Source organism: Faecalicoccus sp. LCP19S3_E2, assembly GCF_052121255.1.
In the GTDB taxonomy this organism is placed as follows: Bacteria; Bacillota_I; Bacilli_A; order Erysipelotrichales; family Erysipelotrichaceae; genus Faecalicoccus.
Genome location: NZ_JBQKEP010000006.1, coordinates 96,307 through 118,134 on the forward strand (window position 1 = coordinate 96,307; position 21,828 = coordinate 118,134).

Genomic DNA, 21,828 nt, shown 5'->3' on the forward strand with positions numbered 1-21,828 from the left:
TGAAACTCCATTTTAATTTATCATTTTCGCAAATATTAGCTATTAACAGCACAATCTGACTCAATTTAGATTCTATTTAATTAAGAGATAAAGTCAACCTTTAAATCGCACCTTAATTAAATGCGTAGATTGACTAAACTTGGAAATTATCTTTATGTTCGATTGCTTAAAAAGGATTACAAACTAATATCTAAACACTAATCACTATTATTTACTAAAAAAGCAGCTGCCAACAACACCTTAATTTCCAAAAAGCCTCCAAATAAAAAGTTAATTATATAAAACAAAACAACAATTGATAATAGAGAATATTCATGAAGATAAAGAAGTACATGAAACACATTACCAGTAAAATTCACACTTTGCATTACTTCATAAATTAATTGGGACACTATAATATTCGCAAAAAAAGACCACGTGATAAACATTAAAGACAAAAGAAATAGTTCCTTCCAATAGTTTTTTAAAATTTGAAAAGCTTTTTTTAGAATCGTTGATATTGATTTTTCTTCCTTAAAAATTTGATAGGAGACCATTGCGTTCATCAAAGTAAAATATAAGGATATAATCAAGGAGATTACTATGTAAATGTGGGAATCAAAAAAAGCAAATGTACTTAATAAATTTGTAATGATGATTTGAATTACTGTTAAAATTAATCCACAAACCAACTGTGGAACTAAAAAGTGAATATAATGGATAAAAACTGATTCTTTACATTTTTGGCTTATGCAACTCATAAAAGAAGAAAACATCAAGTTATTGATAAAAATAATTAAAATATATTGTATAACTGTACATGCTAAGCTTCTCATAGCATCTCCATAACCTACCACTGAGGTAATGAAGTTAAAAAAAATAGTTAAGAAACTTCCTAAAAATAAAGAATACAGCAATCTTTTCCAGCATTGTTTTCTAATAGCTTTTGTCTTCTGATTCAGTTTATCATATCTGTTAATTGTTCTATTGGAATCCAAAGTTCCATTTAAACTTTGTCTAAAATTCATTACACAACCTCCTAAATGTTAAAAAGCCCAACTCAAAAATGAGCTGAGCTAATGCCTACAAAGTAGTAACATGCTTGTTATTACTATTTTGACATACCGGAACCTAATTTTCAATAGATTCTATATGAATTCTAATCATTTATGATTTGATGATATAACGCCTCAATGTCTTGAATCGTACAATCTCTTAATGTGTTTGCCGGTGATCCACTATTCATTGCATCTTCTGCCATCTTGGGAATATTTTTAAAAAAATTGTCCGGTGATACTCCGTAATCACGCAAGCTTGGAATTTCACATAAAGAAACCAGTTCCTTTACCTTGTTCAACAAATTCTCAGCCGCTTTCTGATCTGAATCCATAGATGAAGCAATACCAATTTCTTTTGCCAAATCACCAAAGCGTTGATAAGCACCACATATCGCAAACTGCATACACTTTTCCAAAAGTATTGCATTACTCAAACCATGAGGAATATGGTATAAAGCTCCAATAGGCCTAGACATACCGTGAATTAAGGTTACTGAAGAATTGTTGAAAGCAATTCCTGCTTCTAAAGCGGCTAGTGACATTTGTTCTCTAGCTTCAATATTTGTTCCATTTTGATAAGCAACAGGAAGATATTCAAAAATTCGTTTTAAAGCTGAGATACTAAATGACATAGATAAGGGTTGCGCCAATTTTGAAGTATAAGACTCCAAAGCATGACAAAGCGCATCCAATCCTGTTGCGGCTGTAACCTTTTTAGGAGCCGTCATTGAGAATCGAGCATCGATAATTGCTAAATCAGGAATTAAGGTCTTCCCTCGAAGAAGCATTTTTATATCATTCTTTGTGTCCGTAATAATCGTAAACTGTGTTGCCTCCGATCCTGTTCCTGCTGTTGTAGGGATCGCAATCATAGGAGGTGTGTTTTCTTTAATTTCATTATACAAGTAATCCGTAATCTTCCCTTTATTTGTAACCATAGCCCCAATTGCTTTCATTGAATCAATTGCGCTACCACCTCCCAACGCAATTAAAAAATCACAATGATTATCCTTATAAAACTGTACTCCTGCCTCAATCATCATATCCGTAGGCTCTCCGGTAATCTGATCAAATACTGTATATAATATTTGGTCTTGTTTCAATTTTTTTATAAGTACTTCTATATTTCCCAATTGAACCATCATAGGATCGGTTACAATCAACGCCTTATGCCCCAATTGAATACAAGCCTCTTCCAATGCGTGATGCCCCGAAATAATCCTTGCCGGTACAATAAATTCTCGTGCCATAGTTATTCCTCCTTCTGAAATGAGTTTGTAGTTTCATCATAATAAGAATCATGTAGCCAAGTAAATGCCTCATCTTCACATCGATCCGTTTGAAGCCAAGGATTTCCATCCAAATGCCGAATCATCCAACATGTATACATTTGATATCCCGGAGCTGAAACTTGCGGATGCAGCTCTCCTCCAGGAATAGCCGAAAAGCTATGATTTACACTTTTAAATACTTGATCTCCTACAAAACTGGCCCCAAACCCCTCTGGATGATCAAACAAGAAATAATAACATTCGGGTTGTTTATGCCTATGTGGAAGATATCCTGACCAATTTCCGGGATCATTTAACACTTCACCTAATACCATGTTACTGTCAGGTTCTTTGTCATAATCAAAAATAGTATTAACTCTACGGTTCGCCACATTACCGAACTTACCTTTAGATGAATAGGCCCATACAATATCTTTAGGTGTATACACTTTAGAAGAAAATCTCTTATCATTTTTTGTCTTTTGCACTAGTATTTCCATTTCAGACTCAGCCATCACTTCTATCTCATTATCCTTTGCGATATGTGCTGCATATGGGCCTTCCAAGAAAACACTTTTCCTAGAAATAGAATATCGTTTCCCTTCAATCAAAAAGCAACCTTTTCCTTTCAATAATAGTACTGCGACTTCTTCAAAATCTGTTCCAAATTTTCTTCTCTCTCCTGCTTTCAATTTATATACACGAATATCCATTTTCATATGTGAATATTCATTTTCGTATGTTGTCAATATCATTTCGCCATTACTATCAAATGTTGGATAGCCAAATACTTTCATCAAAAACCTCCTAATACTTTCTAGCCTGTTCTCTACCTTTTTTTACATCATTTTCCCAACATTCCACTACTTCTCTTTTTTCAGAATATTGAGCCAAACCCACATTCCACCAAGCATCATAACCATCTGTCATCGTCTTCGGTAAAACCTTAAGATCCATTAAAACCGATGATTTTTGTTTCTTTGCATCTCTTAAGGCCAATTCCAATTCGTCCAGATTATGTACCGTGTATGTTTTAAAACCAAAAGCCTCGCCAATTTTCGCATAATCTACAGGAATCAAATCTCCAGATAACTGTTGCCCATTACGATAACGAAATTCGGTTGCAATAGAGTCTATACCATGGGTCATTTCCAAATTATTAATACATCCAAATCCACAATTATCAAAAACAAGAATATTCACTTTAACTTGTTCCTGAACAGCTGTTGCGATTTCACTATGAAGCATTTGGAAAGAACCATCCCCAACCAATGTGTAAACTTCCTTAGATGGAGAAGCTAATTTTGCTCCTAAAACTGCGGCCGACTCGTAGCCCATACAAGAATACCCATATTCAGCATGATAGGAATCTCTTGCATCTGTTGTCCATAATCTTTGTAAACAACTTGGTAAAGAGCCTCCTGCTGTTATTAAAACAGCATCTGAATCTATCTCATCACGAATTTTTAAAATAGCAGATGTTTGAGTCAATACTCCTTTTGTCAATTGGACAAATTCGTGAATAGTACGAGGATCTCTGTCTTTAATCAATGGCTCAAAATAGGCATTGTAATTATAATTCTTTAATTTTTGAACTTCTATTTCCCATTCCTTTTTTGCCCTCTCTATTTCAAAATCATACATACTTTGATAATTCTTTTCTTTTAAGGCTTCACTTAACTGTTCAACTACCACTTTAATATCGCCAATGGCATATTTTGCGTCCATTTTCACAGCATCAAACCGATTGATATTTATATTTACAATCTGAACATCTGGGTTTTGAAATAGCCACTTACTAGATGTAGTAAAGTCTGATAATCTTGTTCCCAAGGCAATAATACAATCTGATTTTTGCGCCAACTGATTAGCAGCGGATGTTCCTGTAACACCTATACCTCCCAAGCAATATTTATGATTACTATGGCATGTGCTTTTTCCTGCCTGCGTTTCTCCAAATGGAATTTTAAAGCTTTGACAAAAATCCTCTACTGCCTTTCCCGCAAAAGAATAGCGAACTCCACCACCAACAATCACAAGAGGATACTTTGATTTGAGTATAGCATTTATCACATCTTGCAACTCTTCTTGAACAGCAGCTTGACGAGTTATTCTATGTATTCTTTTTTGAAAAAAATACTCTGGGTAATCATATACTTCCCCTTCACAATCCTGTGGCAATGAAATACAAACTGCACCCGTATCTCTAGGATCTGTTAAAACTCGCATAGCATGAATCATCGCTGTCATCAACTGCTCCGGACGAGATATACGATCCCAATATCGACATACCGGCTTAAAAGCATCATTTGTGGTAATGCTAAGATCCTGTGGACACTCTAACTGCTGAAGAACCGGATCCGGTTGTCTAGAAGCAAATGTATCTGCCGGAAACAACAATAGAGGAATATGATTCACTGTTGCAGTAGCTGCTGCAGTGACCATATTAGCAGCTCCGGGACCAATACTGGAGGCACACGGAATTATACCTAATCTATTTTTTTGTTTAGCATACCCTATAGCAACATGACACATACCCTGTTCATTACGTCCTTGCATGACTTTAATCGAGTGATTGGAGCGACTTAAGGCCTCTCCCAGCCCAACAGCAATGCCATGTCCAAAAATGGTAAAAAATCGTTCCACATATTTATATTGAATTCCATCAAGTTCAACATATTGATTATCTAAAAACTTTACTATTGCTTGTGCAACTGTCAATCTTGGCATAATTCATTCTCCTTACAATCTACAACATCTTCCCCGTATTTTCTTTTTTCTTCCAGAATAAAAGACTTTACTTCTTCAATTGTTGGTAAATCAACAGAACAATTATTCGAACGAACCATCATACTAGCCTGGGCACTTGCATATTCTAAGCATTTTAAAAGATTCCATTCTTTAAATACACCATATAAGAAAGCTGAAGCATACCCATCGCCTCCACCAAATCCTTTACGAGAATTTACTGGAAAAGGCTTTATCGCATGAGATTCACCATTTGTCAAATAAGCATTGGACCCCTTTTTGCCATGTTTAATAACAACAACTTTTGCATTTTGATGTAACCAATATTCTGCACTTTGATGATCTGTATTTCCTATTTGAATCAACCTTTCTGTTAAATCAAATTCTTCTCTAGATCCCATGATAATATCAGCTTCTTTGGCAACCATAGAATAATAAATGGAGATTTCATCTTTAGATGACCAATTATACTCCCGATAATCAATATCGAATATAATAGGTGTTTTTGTCTTTTTGGCTAACATAACCGCTTTTAATGCCGCTTCTCGGCTTGGCGATGCAGCCAAAGATGTTCCACTAATCAATAATGCTTTTGCCGAAGCAATATACTCTTCGGAAATATCATCCACGCAGAGTTGAAGATCAGCTGCCTGATTTCTATACATTAAAATGCTACTTTGCGTACTAGAAAGCATTTCCGTAAACGTCAATCCTAATTTTTCTCCATGTTGACATCTTTTAATTTGAGACGTATCAATTCCTTGTTTTTGAAAATATTCCACTACAAAATCTCCAAATTGATCATCAGACACTCTTCCAATAAATCCAGCTTTAAGACCATGACGTGTAATTCCACATGCAATGTTTGCCGGTGAACCACCCACATACTTTTCAAATTTATGGACATCTTTTAAAGGTTTAAACCCTTCACTAGATATTGGATTCAAATCAATCGTCAATCGCCCAAGACAAACTAGATCTAATGATCTCTTATCATCTATATTTAAATATTTCATATTTCCTCCCAACTGTAGAAAAAGCCCAATGAAAGAATCACTGAGCTTAGGCCTGCATGAATCAGTAACCTGCTTCCAGGCTTTGATGTTTTAATTTTTTCGAAGCTTGTCTATCTAAATAAATGGTACTGTTTTTTACTTTACGTATTAGACTTGCCGGAACTTCATTTTTTAAAGGTCCTTCAATTACTTTCTGTACTATATCTGCTTTTCTTTCTGAATCTGCAATCAATATTACTTCTTTCGCATTTAAAAAATGTTTAAAACCTAAAGTAATGCCATGTGCAACATTAAGTTGTTCACCAAAATATTTGATAGAAACAGATTGTGTAACAGCATCCAATGGTACAATCGTGCAATATTGATTCTCATCGACACCCGGTTCATTAAAGCCAACATGACCGTTCATACCGATACCCAATACCGCTAAATCTAGATTTCCATGATCAAAAATAAACTGATCCACCCTTTGACATTCTTTTTCTAAATCGGCTTTACCATCAAAAAAGCAAACTTGTTTTTCTAAATCAATAGGAAGCTGCTTATATAAATAATCAAATAATGTCTGCTTACAACTTCCTTTAGTTTCATATCCAAGATTTTCCCATTCATCAAGTGATACAAAGAAACATTTTGAAAAATCAACATTTCTTGTTTTTGAAGCGTTCACTAATTCTTTAAATATTCCTAATGGTGTATCTCCACCAGGAAGTTCAATCAATGCATTCGGTTTTTTCTTAATCGTTTCAATGATATGATCAGCAACCGCTTTACTCATGGATTCATAATCTTTTTCAACAACAATTTTCATTTTTATCCTCTATTTCTTCTGCGCAACAAACAAATTTGTTCTACCTGATTCAGCCTGTCCCTGTGCTTTTTGATTCAATAAAAACTCATTAGAATTCGTAATTACAATAGGAGTAATCAAATCCAATCCTTTATCTTTTAACAGGTCATAATCCACTTTAATAACGGCTTCTCCTTGATGAACCATTTCACCCTTCTTTTTTAAAAGCTGAAAACCTTCTCCTTTAAGCTTTACTACATCTAAACCAACATGCACCAAAACATCTAAACCATTTTCACAACGAATACCAAAAGCATGACAGCTTGGTAAGATCACAGAAGTAATCTTACCAGTGACAGGCGCTACAACATCGCCTCCTGCATACTTTATAGCAATTCCATCTCCCATCATTTTTTCCGAAAAGACAGGATCATTCACTGATTCAATAGGAAAAATCTCTCCGTTTACAGGTGCTTTAACTTCAATCCCAGATTCTTTTTTTAAAAAAGAAAACATTATCTCACCGCCTCAGCTGTTAATTCTTTTTCTATTTTCCTTAAATATTCATAGGATTGCTTCATACTTTCGTACATTCCAATTTTGGAATAATCTTGCTCTATCGCAAATGATCGAACATTGTTTTCCAGGCCCCATTTCATTAAAGAGCGGAAGTCAACATTTCCTTTGCCACACTCTCTTAAGTTTTCATGCATATCCATCAAGTCTTTTGATGTATCAATATCTTTCATGTGCAATGTTAAAATGCGACCTGCATACTGTTTACAGTAAGCTAGTGGATCAACTCCTGCAACACCTAACCAATACGTATCAGGTTCGGGATGAATTTGAATTCCCTGATTTTCTTCACAGATATAATCCATAACTTTCTTTCCATCAACTACGGTATTAAAATCATACTCCGGAGAATGAAAGCCTACTTCATATCCATGTTCAATCAAAACTTTCGCAGCTTTCATCAAAGCATATTTTGTAAACTTATAACCATATTCCACTTGAAATTCATCTTCAATGTATTTCAAATAAACTTCTTTACATTGAAATAAATCTCCTTCTTCCATGATTCCATCCACATCATTTATAAATCTTTGATGTTTTATATGCATGCTGCTGACAGTTAATCCTGCTTTATCCAAAGCATCTTTAATCACTTGTGGGGAATGTCCTCTCATTCCATCTAACTGTACTTGGTCAAAACCTATTTCATGTATCTTTTTAAAACAATCATATGGATCTTTCGCTATTTCATTACGAAATCCATAAAGCTGACAAATCAGCTTACTCATAATGATCCACCTCTAAATTTAAATATTTAACTTCATCCTGAGAAAGAATGATTTCACTACCTTCTATCGAACTATCTAATTCTTCTAATTTTTCCGGCCCGATTACAGCCGCAATATTAAATGGTTGATTCAATACCCAGGCTAAAGCTATCTGAATCGGACTTTTTTGTTTTTTATTGGCTAATTCAATACATCTATCATAGCGTTCCCAGTTTTCATCATTATAGAAGCAATCACGGATTTCCTCATCATCACAATGATCTCGAGTAAAACGCCCGGAAAAGAACCCCCCAGCTTGACTAGACCATGAAAGTAAAGCAATATCATTTTCTTTGTGCCAATTGACCATTTCTTCATCTGCGGATACGCAGCCCGGCCAACGAGGATGCATAGGTTTTGCCAAACTCAGATTTGGTGAATTAAATGTTATAGGATGCAACCCATTTTCTTTGGCATAATTATTCGCTTCCTTAATTCGATCTAATTTCCAGTTAGAAACACCGGCAGCATAAATATGTCCAATCTCAATTTGATGATTCAATTCATCCATGATTTCTTTCACTGATACACTTTCATCGTCGCGATGTAAAGCAAATAATTCTACATGATCTACATGCATTGTTTCCAAACTATGCTCAATATCTTCTCGAATACATTTGGCATTAACACGTTTTACATCCCTTGCTTCTCTTTTTGGATGGCAGCCCTTTGTAAAGATAATTAATTCATCTCGTCGACCTGTTTCCTCAATCCACTTTCCGATTGCAGGTTCAGCCCATCTATAATGTTCTGCTGTATCAATCGCATTACCACCTTTTTTTAAAAATTCATCATACATCGCATGAACTTGATCCATATTATCCGGACGAAGAAAATCAGCGGATCCTAAAAACAAATTGCTTGGCTCAATCCAAATCTGCTTTCCATTCTTCCAACCTTTTATTTTGATTTTTTTCATATGTAATTATTCCTTTCAGATTTAATATTTATCAATCTTATATACTTTTCTTGAAGACATTATGTATTCTTCCCAAAATTGTTCCTGCTTTTTATTGTCAAACACCAGAGATACTTCTAATCTAACCTGATTTTTGTCTAAAAGAGCTATAGAATAAGCAACAATCTTTATATTTTTACAAAAGTTAATTGCCTCATTCATAGAGATACTCGAATCGAAATATAAGTTATAAGAGTCTTGGATGCCATTTTGAAATTTATCAATATTCTGTACTAATTGACAAAGTATCATATAAATTGCTGTGCCTAAAATCCCGATTGTATACATGCCAGATCCTAAAGACAAACCAACCCCCGATGTTCCTAAAATTCCAGCTGCTGTTGTCAGTCCCTGTACGCTCATATCTTTTTTAAAAATAATACCAGCTCCAATAAAACCTATTCCCGAAACCACTTGTGCAGCTACCCGAGCTGCATCAAAATTATTGGAATCGTCAAATCCATATTTTGAGACTATCATTATTAAGGCAGATGAGAAACCAACAATCATATGTGTTTTTACACCCGCAGGCTTATAATGGTTTCTTCGCTCGTATCCAATACAAGCCCCACAGACAGCAGCCAAAACCACTCTGGATAATAATTCAACTTGAAAACTTGTTATGTATGCCAACTGTCCACCACCTTATAAAATTGTTTTAAGATGTCCTGAAACATTACATTCTTATTTGAATGCTCAATATTATGTATTGGGTTTACAAATAAAACTATTTCATCTTCTACATCTGCCTGTAATCTATAGTATTCGTCTTTTTTAACAACAATCTTTTCAGAAATAAATTTTGATTCTTTTGACAGGAAAATTTTTCCATTTTTTATGATTCTCCATGTTACTTTTTGTTTGGCTCTCGCTTGAATCAAAACTTCACCTGAAATGAGATCTCCCGGCAAGACAGTATCTTTAAATTTTTTTCCAGTTTTATAATTAATTTCAAAGTCCATATTACATTCAATAAAACTGTTACCTCTTTTAATCCCATTTAGTAGATTCCGAATAGAAAGACCTTCGCAATACACTTTTGTAGTTGGGATTCCAATAGGATATTCGTCGAAGTAATTTTTCTTATGAGCATCACTTCCTCCTACCGCATATAGCAAAATATGATTCTGCCATAAGTAATCAAATAAACAAATTGCTTTTTTATTGTCTACCTCTCCTGGAAATAAATGAGGTGCATTTATTACTTCAATAGTGTCTATATTTGATAAATTAAAGTTATGGTTTAATGACCATCCAAACGGAAATGGATGATTTTGACTTAAAATTAAGTCTTTTGATGATAGATCACTAAACATTAAGTCTAGAGATGAATCAAAGTCTTTCCCTTTGTTTAAATAATATCCATAATCTATAAATTGATTTAGTCCCCAACAATTGTAATGCCCTGAATCATCCCAGGTGATTTCAGTCCCCGGGATGACCAAATATGAGCATTCTAAGTACTTAGTTGTGAATATTGAATGGTCGGTCACTGCAATAAAATCAAGATTTTGAGATTTACATGCTTTATCTATTTCTTCAAATGACGCTCGTCCATCTGTATAATAGCTATGCATATGTAGATCCCCTTTAAACCATCCTATTCTCCGGTCTTTTATAATTTCCATTTTCTGTGCCATTGGATTAAAAGATTCAGATGAATAAGTCCCCATATCAAAATTTATGGCGATTTTATAATCTCCTGAAACTTGGTAAGTTCTTACAATATCTAAACTCCATATACCATTTTCAAGTATGCCTGGTACAGTGCTATTTGAACTTTCTCGTTCCCCAGCAGTTATAACATTAGACTTAATTCTTGACTTAAATGTCAAAACCGCGCGAATTTTATGAGATGGATCCTTTACGATAATTAAAATGTGTTCAAAAACACCTTCTAAAATCTCAATATGAATAGATTTTTTTTGAAATACAGGAAATGTATGATGGATAACTTGTGTTCTATCATTAGTAAAAAATCCTTCTATTTCCATATTTATATTCCCAAAACGTCATGAACATCAGCTGCTACACCTGCGACAGCTGGGCCATAGATAATTTGAATTGCTTTTTCTCCCATATGTACAACCCCCAGAGCTTTTAATTGCTTTTTGAAAACATCATCAGGAGCTACCAAACTTCCATTTTTAACTACTATCCGTAATCGTGAAATACAGTTATCAACATCTAAAATATTTGATTTTCCACCTAACGCTTGGACAATACCCTTCGCCAACTGAATATCTTCACTATCTCCATTATCAGCATTGCCTTCAAGATTAATAGAATCCTGCGCCTTCTTTTCAGCTATTTTTTGGTTGTATTCATCTTTTGAAATCAAATGAATATCTTCTTCATCGACATCATCTTCTCTACCTGGGGTAGGAACATTAAATTTGAGAATAAAAAACCTAAATAGTACGTATGCAGCAATAAAGAAAATTGGCATTAACCATAAATATGGTAAAATATAAATTTTTTCTGGACGCAAGAAGCAAGGAATCCAGTCTTTAATATTTCCTTGAAAAATTGAAATTTTGAAAAATTCACAAGCGACTTCTCCCAGAGCTGCTAAAGGTGCATGAACACAGAAATATAACCATGGAGCAGTAAACAAGAATGTAAACAGAATTGGTTCAGTAACTCCGAAACAAGTTGTCGAAACAATAGTAGGAATTAGTAAGCCTGCCACTTTCTTTTTATTTTCTTTCTTCGCACAATGGTACATTGCTAATGCCTCGCCAGGATATAACGCAAAATTAATGATTCCTGCTCCTCCCATAAAGGCACGTACTAGAAGCTTGCCAGGTTCTGGACTAGCAAGTTGTGCCAATTGGATAGCTGAATTTCCGACAACCCTAACTCCATCAACCATAGAAACTCCACCTAATTCAGTCCATCTCATAGGTGTTGATAGAATAGGATGCATACCAAAAGGAACTAAGCATTCATCTATAAATCGGTATACAAATGTCCCTACTAAACCAGATTCTGAAACAAATCCAGCTATATTCGTAAAGAATCCTCCGATGGTTGGCCAAATATAAAAGAACAGAATTCCTAAAACTCCACCTGATACTAATGAAATAATTGGTACAGTTCGTGTACCCGCAAAGAAAGATAATACAGTCGGTAATTTTGTATTATAAAATTTAGATGTTATCCAAGCAACTAAGCACCCTACAACAATACCTCCAAACACTCCACTGTTATAACAGAAAAAGCCAAGATTGGTTGTGTATAAGCCTGCAATTTTACTTGCTTCAATAGCTGTCAATCCGGAAGCTGTCAGTGCGTCAACACTGGTATTATTAGCAGCCATCCCTTGGGCATTTAACAAAATCTGCATAGTATTTAGCATTGCAAAATAACAAATTAGTGCTGAAAATGCTGCCCATCCTTTTTCTTTTCGCGATAATGAAAACGCACAACCTACAGCATATAATGGCCCAAGGTTGCCAATGATAACGCTTCCTAATCCTTTAATAACCGAGAAAAAGTCAAATAGGAAAGAAGTTGAATACCAATCCCAATTTACTCCAAGAGATGTCATCGTTAGCTCTGTTGTCAGAGCACCACCAAGGCCTAAAAACAATCCAGACAAAGCAATCAAACTAATCGGTACAAGCATTGCTTTCCCAAACTGTTGTAATTTTTCCTTCATAATTTCCTCCAATATTATTTGTTCAATATTGGTTTTTTCTATTTCTTAAATAATAAATGTGTAGAGTAAGATAGCCTATTTCATTTTCATCTAGATCAATTCTATATCTCCTTTTCAATAATGAATTGATTCTGTGTGCAATTTCATACTCTGTTTTACATGTGTCTTTAATGTTATCTAAAAGAATATTTTGTAGTTGTATTCCATTCTTATATCGTTGAATCGCATATTCTAAATGTTTGGTGAAACGTGCATAATAAATAGATTTTCTATCAATATGATCATCTACAGAATCTTCTATGATTTTAGTAGCTTCATATAAAATCTCATTATTTAATAACACCTTAGAAACTTTAGTATCTGTTATAGCTGCATGAATATGCAACACAAGAAAACCTAATTCAGCATCTTCGAAATATGCTGTTCCCTTTAATTGGTCATTTAAATAATTAAATGCTTTTAGCGAAAATTTATATTCTTTAGGATATATAAATTGCAGTTCATTTAAAAATGGATAATTCATAACAATCTTATTTTTTTGTCTTTCTAACGCAAAATTCAAATGATCTAACAAAGTAAGATTCAATTTAGCATTTACTTTTCCATCAAAGAATTTATTAGCCTCATAGACTAAATCTTGTACTAAATCTACAAGTTTTTTATTATCCACCATATTAATTAAATGATTATATTGAAGCGATTCTTCTGAAGATAAAACTAACAAAGATTCTTTTACATTATCTGTATATTTAAATTCATCACCTTCTCCTTTTTTAAACCCAATTCCTTTTCCAAAAAAGACATATTGTTTTTTTGTTTGCACAGCTTCACATAATAGAGCATTATGGTTCAAAGCTTTAAGAACTATAAAATCTTTGCATTTCATATATTCTCCTTTCTGAATAGGTAGTCAACACATATTACCAAGAAATAAAAAAAGCCCAATGTCTTCATTGAGCTAATGCCTAGTCGAACTAGTAACATGTCTACATACATAAAATAGCACAAGCGCTTACAATATTCAATAATTTAATGACTTAATTTTACATTTATTCATAATCACCTTATAAAAAAGGATGAAAGCATTTAGCTCTCATCCTCATTCAAAGAAGTGATTAGTCTTTTCTTCTTTTCTTTAATGCAGCTAAGATTCCCAGTCCAGCTAAAGCACTAGTAGCCAGTGATGCGAAGATACCTACGTTTGTAGATGTTGCGGTATCTTCACCATCTGTACTTTCAGAATCTTCATCAGAATCTGAACCAGCTGGTTTCTCGGTTACTGTTAAAGTTCCTTCATCCAATATAACTTCATAGTTCTTTTCCATCTGCTCATTGGCATAAGTCACTTCAATCGTATTAGCGCTGCTTCCTACTTCTGTTTGTGATCCAGTTGCCTTGAATGTGATATCTTCTTCAGATACAAGGCTTCCTTGAGTTACTGATACATTTCCATTTGTTAATGGAGTGCCATCATAAACTTTAGTATCATCAGCAGAAGTGATTGTTATAGCACGTGGTGTGATCTGGTATTCACGCGTTACTGTACCTGCATAATTTCCAGTACCAGTAATCGTAACAGTAATCTTACCAGTAACATTTACAAAGTCTTCTGTATCATAAGAAACTTCATAGTTTTCAGGATCTAATACAGTTCCATTTGATAAAGTTACAGTTGGTGTCCATTTATGTTCTTGACCATCATAAACTTTGTTTTCTGGTTTATTTACTGTAATACCTGCATAAACTGGTTGATCAGGATCTTCCGGTTTTGTTGGATCCTCTGGATCAATAGATTGTGGAACAACAGTTAATGTACCTAAATCTTCATCAATCTTGTAATTACCTTCTTTAGCTGAACCTGTCCATTCAATCTTGTATGTATTTTTAGATGAACCAACTTCGGTTTGTGTACCCGTAATTACAAATCCATACGTTTCACCATCAACGATACCTTCAACACGTCCATCAGCAGTTAATGCATTACCATCATAAACCTTGATTGCACTGTCTGTAGTAACAGTGATTGGTTTACGTGTGATTCTGTATTTACGTGTTACTGTTCCACTATAGTTTCCAGTACCTTCAATTGTTACTTTAATTTTCTGAACATCTTTAAAGTTTTCAGTGCTGTAAGTAACTGTATAATCTGTACCTTCAACTAATGGAGTACCATCTTCTAATGTAACTTCTGGAATCCATTTATGATCCTTACCATCATAAACCTTATTTTCAGGTTTATTAACTTTTACATTTAAATAGGATGGATCACTAGGATCGATACTTTGAGCTTTTACCGTCAATGTACCAAGATTATAATCCACAGTATAGTTAGTTTCTTTTACATTACCCCAATCTACAGTTACTGTATTTGAAACTGAACCAACATTAGTAATAGTTCCTGTAGTTGTTAATGTGACCTTTTCTCCATTTACTAAACCAGTAATTGTAGTGTCTTTGGTATTTGTTAATGGAGTTCCGTCATAAACCTTCTTAGCAGAACCACTCTTAACAGTAACAGGAGCTGGTGTAATTAATACATAGCTTTCTGCAACTGTACTTTGATCTCCATTTGTTACACGAATATAAACTTTCTGTTCACCATCTGTTACATCAACAAATGATAAGTTATCAGTATAGTTCGTACCATCAATAGAATATTCTACCTGGTCACCATCAATAGTACCATTAACCGTTACATTATGACCTTTACCATCATAAGCACCCTCGTATGGTGTGACAGTGACAGTTGATAAATCACGTGTCCACTGTGCACAGAGAATATCATCGTTCGCTGTCAACTTATAGGTCGATCCTTCATCATAGTTCGTTCCGTCAGCTGTCTTCCAACCTGCGAAATTGTAACCTTTTCTTGTGAATGTGTTCTCGGCTACTGTAACTTCCTGATCGACTTTGCCTTCGGTCGGTTCCATTGTTCCTTCTCCACCATTGGCATCATACTTCAGTTGATCATCATTTGGTGTATAGTACAGTTTCAAGACAAGACTTCCATCACCAACGATCGTGCCACTAGCTACGGTCTTCATACCGTTCTGATCAAAATCAGCCTTATAGGTATAACCGTTAATCGTTTGCGGTGTTGCGCTCACTGATTGTTCCGTAGTTCCCGTCAGATTTTCGGTGTCGAACAATGTGGCACTTGTGCCTTCCGCATTGACTTTATAGTGTTCTACCTTATATGCTGTACCTTCGGCCGGTGTCCACTGTGCATAGAGATTTAATATTTGTGCGCCTTCTTGTATTGACTGTATTTTGGACAAATCAATTGTATTTCCATCAATGACTTCTCCATTTTCTAGTAATGACCATCCTTTAAAGGTATATCCAGTTTTCTCAAGATCAGCTTTTCCCTTTAAAGTAACAATCTGGTCTGCATAATATGTTTGATTATCTGTAGGAGCACTACCACCTGTATTTCCATTTCCATGATATACAACAGTTATTTTAGCTTGAACAATGCTTTCCAGTGCCCATATAGCATAAAGATTAATAGTTTTCCCATTTTTGACATTGTCTTTATAGGTCTCTCCAAATGCTCTAAAATGACTTGATTCTAAAACCTGATCATAAAGAGCCTTTTTATTGATTACTATATTTCCATTACCAAACCCAAATTTTTTTAATCCATCTTCTGTAATCCAACCGACAAGAATATGTTTATTACTTTGATCATGTATAGCATCACTGCCTTTAACTACATAACCATCATTAATATTTACTATTTCAGGATTTTCTGTACCATCTCCAAAATTGTAAAGTTCGTTCCTATCATTGTACTGTACCTTATATTCTCCTACTTGAACATATTTTCCATAGTAGTCTTGATTTTGAGTTAGTGTTCCGTCAAAATTTGCAGGTATTGTACAGTCTTCATTCTTGTACCATCCATCGAATTTCCATTGTGTTCCATCAGCTAGTGTGACGTTTTCTTCAACCTCAGGTTTTGTAATATCAGATTCTGATGTTCCAACATCATAATATCTGTTTGTTTCTTCGTCTACAACAAATTCATTTTGTCCAGGTGCTTTAATATGGAAACCTACCTGCATTCTTTCTTCATCATGTAAGACAATTCTTGTATCTAAATGAAACGTAGGAATATTCTCTTCTACACTGTCGTTATATCCATTATTTCCTGGATTTGCTCCTCCAGCAGTAACCAATCTAATAATTTCAATGGAATATGTGTTAATTGTTGTTCCTTCTTGATCATATGTATAAGTTTTTCCATTTACCTCAATATTTGGATAAGTTGCAGGCGGTGTATAAGTATACGTTCCTGATGGTATAATCGATGCGTTTGCATAACTATCAGGTGACAGTACTCCTGTGACCGTTTCTTTTCCCATTCCATTCCAAATTAAATCTGGTGCTTCGCCAGAATCAATGTCTTTCCCTGGAATTAAACTATAAACATAGACTGTATATGATTGATTGTTCCCTTCGACCACGCCGCTTACTCTAATTGTTATTGTTTCAGAACCTTCTTTGCGCCATCCAAAGAAATTACGTCCCCATTCATGTGTAACAGTAACAACGCCCTCTGTTTTACCAGTTACAGTTACACCATTTCTACTTTCGTTGGAAAGGCTGACAACTCGGTTGTTAATAGGTGCTGATGCATCACTAATAGTCCATTTATGGTCATATCGACTTGAATCTTGATCTGTTGTTAGCCTAATAGTTTCACCTACACGTATTTCTTTTGTACTGGTTGAAATAGTTCTTTCACTAATACCTTCATTTAAGCCAGCTACTACATATATCGAGAAACTTTCCGCATTAAATAAAGTCGTTTGTCCAACACTAGTATCTGAAACTTTTTCTACTTTATTAGAATCATCAATATGAAATACTGCTTTTTCTTCTCCTGAAACTGTTACACCTGTAATGGAAACTTGTACATCTTTTTCTGGTTGAATTTCATTTCCATCTTTATCTAGGATAGTAATATCATAAGCTTTGTATTCATTTAATGTTTTGTCCTCTTCATTAAGAGCATCTTCAATACTTTGCGCAACACTATCATTTTCTACTGGTTCCGCAACAACTGTAGAATTTTCAGGAACAGATCCTTCTGGAGCCATGATTGTAATTGTTGCCCCATCGCTAGCTACTGCAGAAAGAACTTGTTCTGGCATTGAAACTTCTTCAGATTCAGTTTCTTCTTTTACTGTTTCTGTCTGACTATTATCCGGTTGTTGTACTGGTTCCGGGTTCTTTGTATAAACCAGTTGTAATTTAGTTATATTTTGTGACAGAGTAATATCAACATATCCTTGTTCCATTGTTGTTAAAGGATATTCTTTCTGTGCATCATTGGCATCTACAATCTTTGAAAGTGTATATCCTTCGATTTCTGTATTGATCTGATGATCATTAAATTCCAATTGATAAGGATTATTCACATACAACCCTGTTAATGCAATTTCTCTATCCGGATATTGATTCACATCAATGTTTGTCTTGTCCTCATTCACAAATTGCACTACTAAAGTACTTGCTGCCACATTATCAGGAACCGTTCCTTCGTTATTTCCTGTTTCCGGTGTTGGCTCTGTACTTTCTTGTGTACCTGTTGAATCATCACTGGATTCTTCCGGCACTTCCCCAGTCGTTTCTGGTGTGGTCGTTCCACTTTCTTCCTGGGTTTGTTCTGGAGTCTGTGATTCTTCACTGGCAAACGTAATATAGTTATTGCCTATGCCTAACTGTATAAACATTGCCATGGATAAAATCAATGCAGCTCCTCGCCTTACATGCTTTAGCATAAAACCATCCTTTCTTTATTTATATATGAAATCGAGATCGCTCCCCCTAGATTATGTGATTATTAAATAAAAAATAAGTTATACACTTATATTTATAGGGTCTTTTTTAACGTGGCACAAGCTATGGCAACGAATGTACCATCATTTACACATATTTTAACATAATCTAGGGGGGTACAATTCTTTTTTCACTTTTAATGCTTTAAACAAATAAAAAGAGCGCATATCATACGATATATACGCTCTCCTTGCACTCTCTTGACTTACTTTTTTTAGAAAAGACCTGTAACCTTTCCGTTTTTATCAATATCCATATCTAATGCACTTGGATGTTTTGGGAGTCCTGGCATGGTCAATACTTTACCGGTCAAGGCAACGATAAAGCCGGCCCCTAGGCTTGGTCTGAGTTCTCGAACCGTAATTTTAAATCCGGTTGGTCTTCCCATCACAGATCCATCATCACTTAAAGACATCTGTGTTTTAGCCATACAGATTGGTAATTTATCCCATCCGTTTTTACTAAAGGTTTCGATCTGTGCTTTGGCTTCCTCGGTAAATTCTACCCCATCAGCTCCATACACTTTCTGGGCAATCGTTATGATCTTTTCTTCGATAGATTTGTTGACATCGTACAGTGGTGCATAAGTATTTTCTTTTTCACAAAGTTCAACGACTTTGTTGGCTAAATCAATGGCACCTTTTCCCCCATCAGCCCAAACAGTTGACAAAGACATCGGATATCCATTTTCCTTACACCAGTTTTCCAATGCCTCAATTTCTTTGTCGGTATCCGAAACAAATTGGTTGATCGCAACCACATAAGGTAAACCAAACTGCTGAATCGTATCAATGTGCTTGGCCAAATTTTGGCAACCATTTAATAACGCCTGTACATTTTCTTCTTTCAAGTCTTCATAGGCAACACCGCCATGTTGTTTAAGAGCACGTACCGTAGCTACAATGACTACAGCATTTGGATGTAAATCGGCTAATCGACACTTGATATCCAAGAATTTTTCAGCACCCAGATCGGCTCCGAAACCTGCTTCGGTTACAGTATAATCGGCCAGTCGTAAACAAGCTTTCGTGGCAATCACGGAGTTACATCCATGCGCGATATTGGCAAATGGACCTCCATGAATCAATACCGGATTGTGCTCTAATGTCTGTACGATATTGGGAAGAATCGCATCTTTCAAAACCATGGCCATGGCGCCTTCGCATTTTAAATCTTTGATATATACCGGTTTATCTTCATACGTATAGGCAACCAACATCTCACCAAAGCGTTTCTTTAGATCCATTAAATCACTGGCCAAGCACAAAGCCGCCATAACTTCACTGGCCACTGTAATGTTGAAACCATCTTTACGCTCTACTCCATTGGCTTTGGATCCCTGACCAATCGTGATATCACGAAGGGTACGATCATTCATGTCCAGACAACGTTTAAAGGTGATCTTTTCCGGATTGATGTTCAATTCATTTCCCTGATGGATATGATTATCGATCACGGCACAAACTAAGTTATTGGCTGTTGTAATCGCATGCATATCCCCGGTAAAATGAAGGTTGATATCTTCCATTGGAACAACCTGGGCATAACCACCGCCGGCAGCGCCACCTTTCAAACCGAATACAGGCCCAAGACTTGGCTCACGCAAAGCCATCATCGACTTCTTACCAATCTGATTTAAGGCATCCCCTAAACCAACGGTTGTCGTACTTTTTCCTTCTCCGGCTTTTGTAGGGTTGATTGCTGTCACAAGCACCAGCTTCCCCATTTCTCTTTTTTCTAAATTTTTAATGAAATCAAAGGATAATTTTGCCTTATATTTTCCATAATGTTCCAGACAATCGGATGGAATACCAATTTTAGCTGCTACTTTTTCAATCGGTTCTAAGACACATTCCTGTGCAATCTCTAAATCTGACTTACTCATGTTCCATATCCTTCTTTCCTATATCATGACGATAAAACAAATCACTGCATTGAATCTTTTCTACTTCTTTATATGTATGTTCATAAGCTTTTTCCAGTGTATCTTCCAAGGTGGTAATCATCAATACACGTCCACCATCTGTTACTAAGTGTCCGTCCGCTTCTTTGGTTCCCATATGATAAACCAGGGCATCTACCGCATCCAGATTTTCAATGACGGCACCCTTTGTCGAACTTGCCGGATAGTTTGTACTGGCCAAAACCACACCATGGCTGACTTTATCGGTCCACTTCAATTCTACCTTTTTTCCATCCATGACATCCAGAATAGCTTGTACAAAATCACTTTCCAGTCGAGGTAGAATGACTTCGGCTTCTGGATCTCCAAAACGAGCATTGAATTCGATGACTTTGACGCCATCCTTTGTCAATATCAAACCGCCATACAAGAAACCGGTAAATGAAACATCTTCCTGCATCATGGCCTTAGCCATAGGGATCATAACAGTATTCATCGTATATTCAATGATTTCCGGTGTGATCTTTTTAACCGGACTATACGATCCCATACCACCGGTATTAGGCCCTGTATCACCATCACCCACACACTTATGATCCTGGGCAATCTGTAATGGCACGACTACATCATTATGCACCAAGCAGATCAAAGAGAATTCAAAGCCGACTAAGCATTCTTCCACAACCACTTTATTGCCCGGAATGTCAAACGCAATCTTTAAAGCTTCCAATGCCTGTTCTAACGTATAGGCAACCGTTACACCTTTTCCAGCTTTTAATCCATCTTCCTTAATAACAATAGGCGCTCCCTTTTCTTTTACATAGGCAACTGCCTTTTCATAATCATCAAAGGTTTCATAAGCCGCCGTAGGAATGTTGTATTTAGCCATGATCTTTTTCGCAAAGTCCTTGCTGGATTCTACCTGTGTAGCGGCTTTTGTCGGGCCAAAGATCTTCAACCCTTCTTTTTGAAACGCATCCACAACGCCCAAAGACAAAGTTGCCTCCGGTCCAACGATTGTTAAATCAATCTCTTTTTCTTTGGCGAATGCCACCAATCCATCTACATCACTATCCGAAACATTCACACATGTACCAATTTTTGCCATGCCCGGATTTCCCGGTGCCATATACAATTGTGTACAAAGTTTGCTTTTAGAACATGCCAAAGCCAAAGCATGTTCTCTTCCACCTTTTCCAATCACTAGAATTTTCATGAACCTGTTCTCCTTTTCATCCTTTACATTCTAAC

16 protein-coding genes are annotated in these 21,828 nt (G+C 35.5%); all 16 read right to left on the reverse strand.

Annotation, left to right across the window (positions count from 1 at the left end):
- Nucleotides 1-197 precede the first annotated feature (197 nt).
- The 16 genes from ACTQX6_RS07335 to purD all read right to left on the reverse strand — a co-directional run bounded on the left by ACTQX6_RS07335 (nt 198) and on the right by purD (nt 21,793).
- A complete protein-coding gene (locus ACTQX6_RS07335) occupies nt 198-1,007 on the reverse strand; it encodes a hypothetical protein (protein ID WP_272002491.1) in 810 nt (269 codons plus the stop codon).
- 131 nt (nt 1,008-1,138) lie between these two features.
- Nucleotides 1,139-2,287 carry an iron-containing alcohol dehydrogenase gene (locus ACTQX6_RS07340; protein WP_195222580.1) on the reverse strand — a complete coding sequence of 383 codons (1,149 nt, stop codon included), beginning with the start codon at nt 2,285-2,287 and terminating at the stop codon, nt 1,139-1,141.
- Nucleotides 2,288-2,289: 2 nt separating this feature from the next.
- A complete protein-coding gene (locus tag ACTQX6_RS07345; RefSeq protein WP_229035664.1) occupies nt 2,290-3,105 on the reverse strand; it encodes a 5-deoxy-glucuronate isomerase in 816 nt (271 codons plus the stop codon).
- 10 nt (nt 3,106-3,115) lie between these two features.
- Nucleotides 3,116-5,038 (reverse strand): 3D-(3,5/4)-trihydroxycyclohexane-1,2-dione acylhydrolase (decyclizing), encoded by a 1,923-nt coding sequence (iolD, locus tag ACTQX6_RS07350; protein WP_195222578.1) that lies wholly within the window; start codon nt 5,036-5,038, stop codon nt 3,116-3,118.
- Nucleotides 5,026-6,072 carry a 5-dehydro-2-deoxygluconokinase gene (iolC, locus tag ACTQX6_RS07355; RefSeq protein WP_272002478.1) on the reverse strand — a complete coding sequence of 349 codons (1,047 nt, stop codon included), beginning with the start codon at nt 6,070-6,072 and terminating at the stop codon, nt 5,026-5,028. The genes iolD and iolC overlap by 13 nt, the downstream gene beginning before the upstream one ends.
- Nucleotides 6,073-6,133: 61 nt before the next feature.
- A complete protein-coding gene (locus tag ACTQX6_RS07360; RefSeq protein WP_441657391.1) occupies nt 6,134-6,883 on the reverse strand; it encodes a glucosamine-6-phosphate deaminase in 750 nt (249 codons plus the stop codon).
- A 9-nt stretch (nt 6,884-6,892) separates the two neighbouring features.
- The gene (locus ACTQX6_RS07365) at nt 6,893-7,378 is read right to left on the reverse strand and encodes a PTS sugar transporter subunit IIA (protein ID WP_441657392.1); all 486 of its coding nucleotides are present in this window, start codon (nt 7,376-7,378) and stop codon (nt 6,893-6,895) included.
- A complete protein-coding gene (locus ACTQX6_RS07370) occupies nt 7,378-8,166 on the reverse strand; it encodes a sugar phosphate isomerase/epimerase family protein (protein ID WP_441657393.1) in 789 nt (262 codons plus the stop codon). The genes ACTQX6_RS07365 and ACTQX6_RS07370 overlap by 1 nt, the downstream gene beginning before the upstream one ends.
- Nucleotides 8,159-9,124, reverse strand: a complete 966-nt coding sequence (locus tag ACTQX6_RS07375; protein WP_272002466.1) for an aldo/keto reductase — start codon at nt 9,122-9,124, stop codon at nt 8,159-8,161. Before ACTQX6_RS07375 ends, ACTQX6_RS07370 begins: the two co-directional genes overlap by 8 nt.
- A 21-nt stretch (nt 9,125-9,145) precedes the next feature.
- A complete protein-coding gene (locus tag ACTQX6_RS07380) occupies nt 9,146-9,796 on the reverse strand; it encodes an MgtC/SapB family protein (RefSeq protein WP_441657394.1) in 651 nt (216 codons plus the stop codon).
- On the reverse strand, nt 9,784-11,157 hold the full coding sequence (locus ACTQX6_RS07385) for a CehA/McbA family metallohydrolase (RefSeq protein WP_441657395.1): 1,374 nt from the start codon (nt 11,155-11,157) through the stop codon (nt 9,784-9,786). The genes ACTQX6_RS07380 and ACTQX6_RS07385 overlap by 13 nt, the downstream gene beginning before the upstream one ends.
- Nucleotides 11,158-11,159: 2 nt before the next feature.
- Nucleotides 11,160-12,827: a PTS transporter subunit EIIC gene (locus ACTQX6_RS07390; RefSeq protein ID WP_441657396.1), complete on the reverse strand. Its 1,668-nt coding sequence runs from the start codon at nt 12,825-12,827 to the stop codon at nt 11,160-11,162.
- A gap of 22 nt (nt 12,828-12,849) precedes the next feature.
- Complete coding sequence (locus tag ACTQX6_RS07395; protein WP_272002454.1) at nt 12,850-13,713, reverse strand: PRD domain-containing protein; 864 nt, start codon at nt 13,711-13,713, stop codon at nt 12,850-12,852.
- A gap of 229 nt (nt 13,714-13,942) precedes the next feature.
- Nucleotides 13,943-18,616, reverse strand: a complete 4,674-nt coding sequence (locus tag ACTQX6_RS07400) for an InlB B-repeat-containing protein (protein ID WP_441657397.1) — start codon at nt 18,614-18,616, stop codon at nt 13,943-13,945.
- 272 nt (nt 18,617-18,888) lie between these two features.
- Nucleotides 18,889-20,559, reverse strand: coding sequence for a formate--tetrahydrofolate ligase (locus ACTQX6_RS07405; protein ID WP_441657398.1), 1,671 nt, complete (start codon nt 20,557-20,559; stop codon nt 18,889-18,891).
- On the reverse strand, nt 20,552-21,793 hold the full coding sequence (gene purD, locus ACTQX6_RS07410; RefSeq protein ID WP_441657399.1) for a phosphoribosylamine--glycine ligase: 1,242 nt from the start codon (nt 21,791-21,793) through the stop codon (nt 20,552-20,554). Before purD ends, ACTQX6_RS07405 begins: the two co-directional genes overlap by 8 nt.
- Nucleotides 21,794-21,828: the final 35 nt, after the last annotated feature.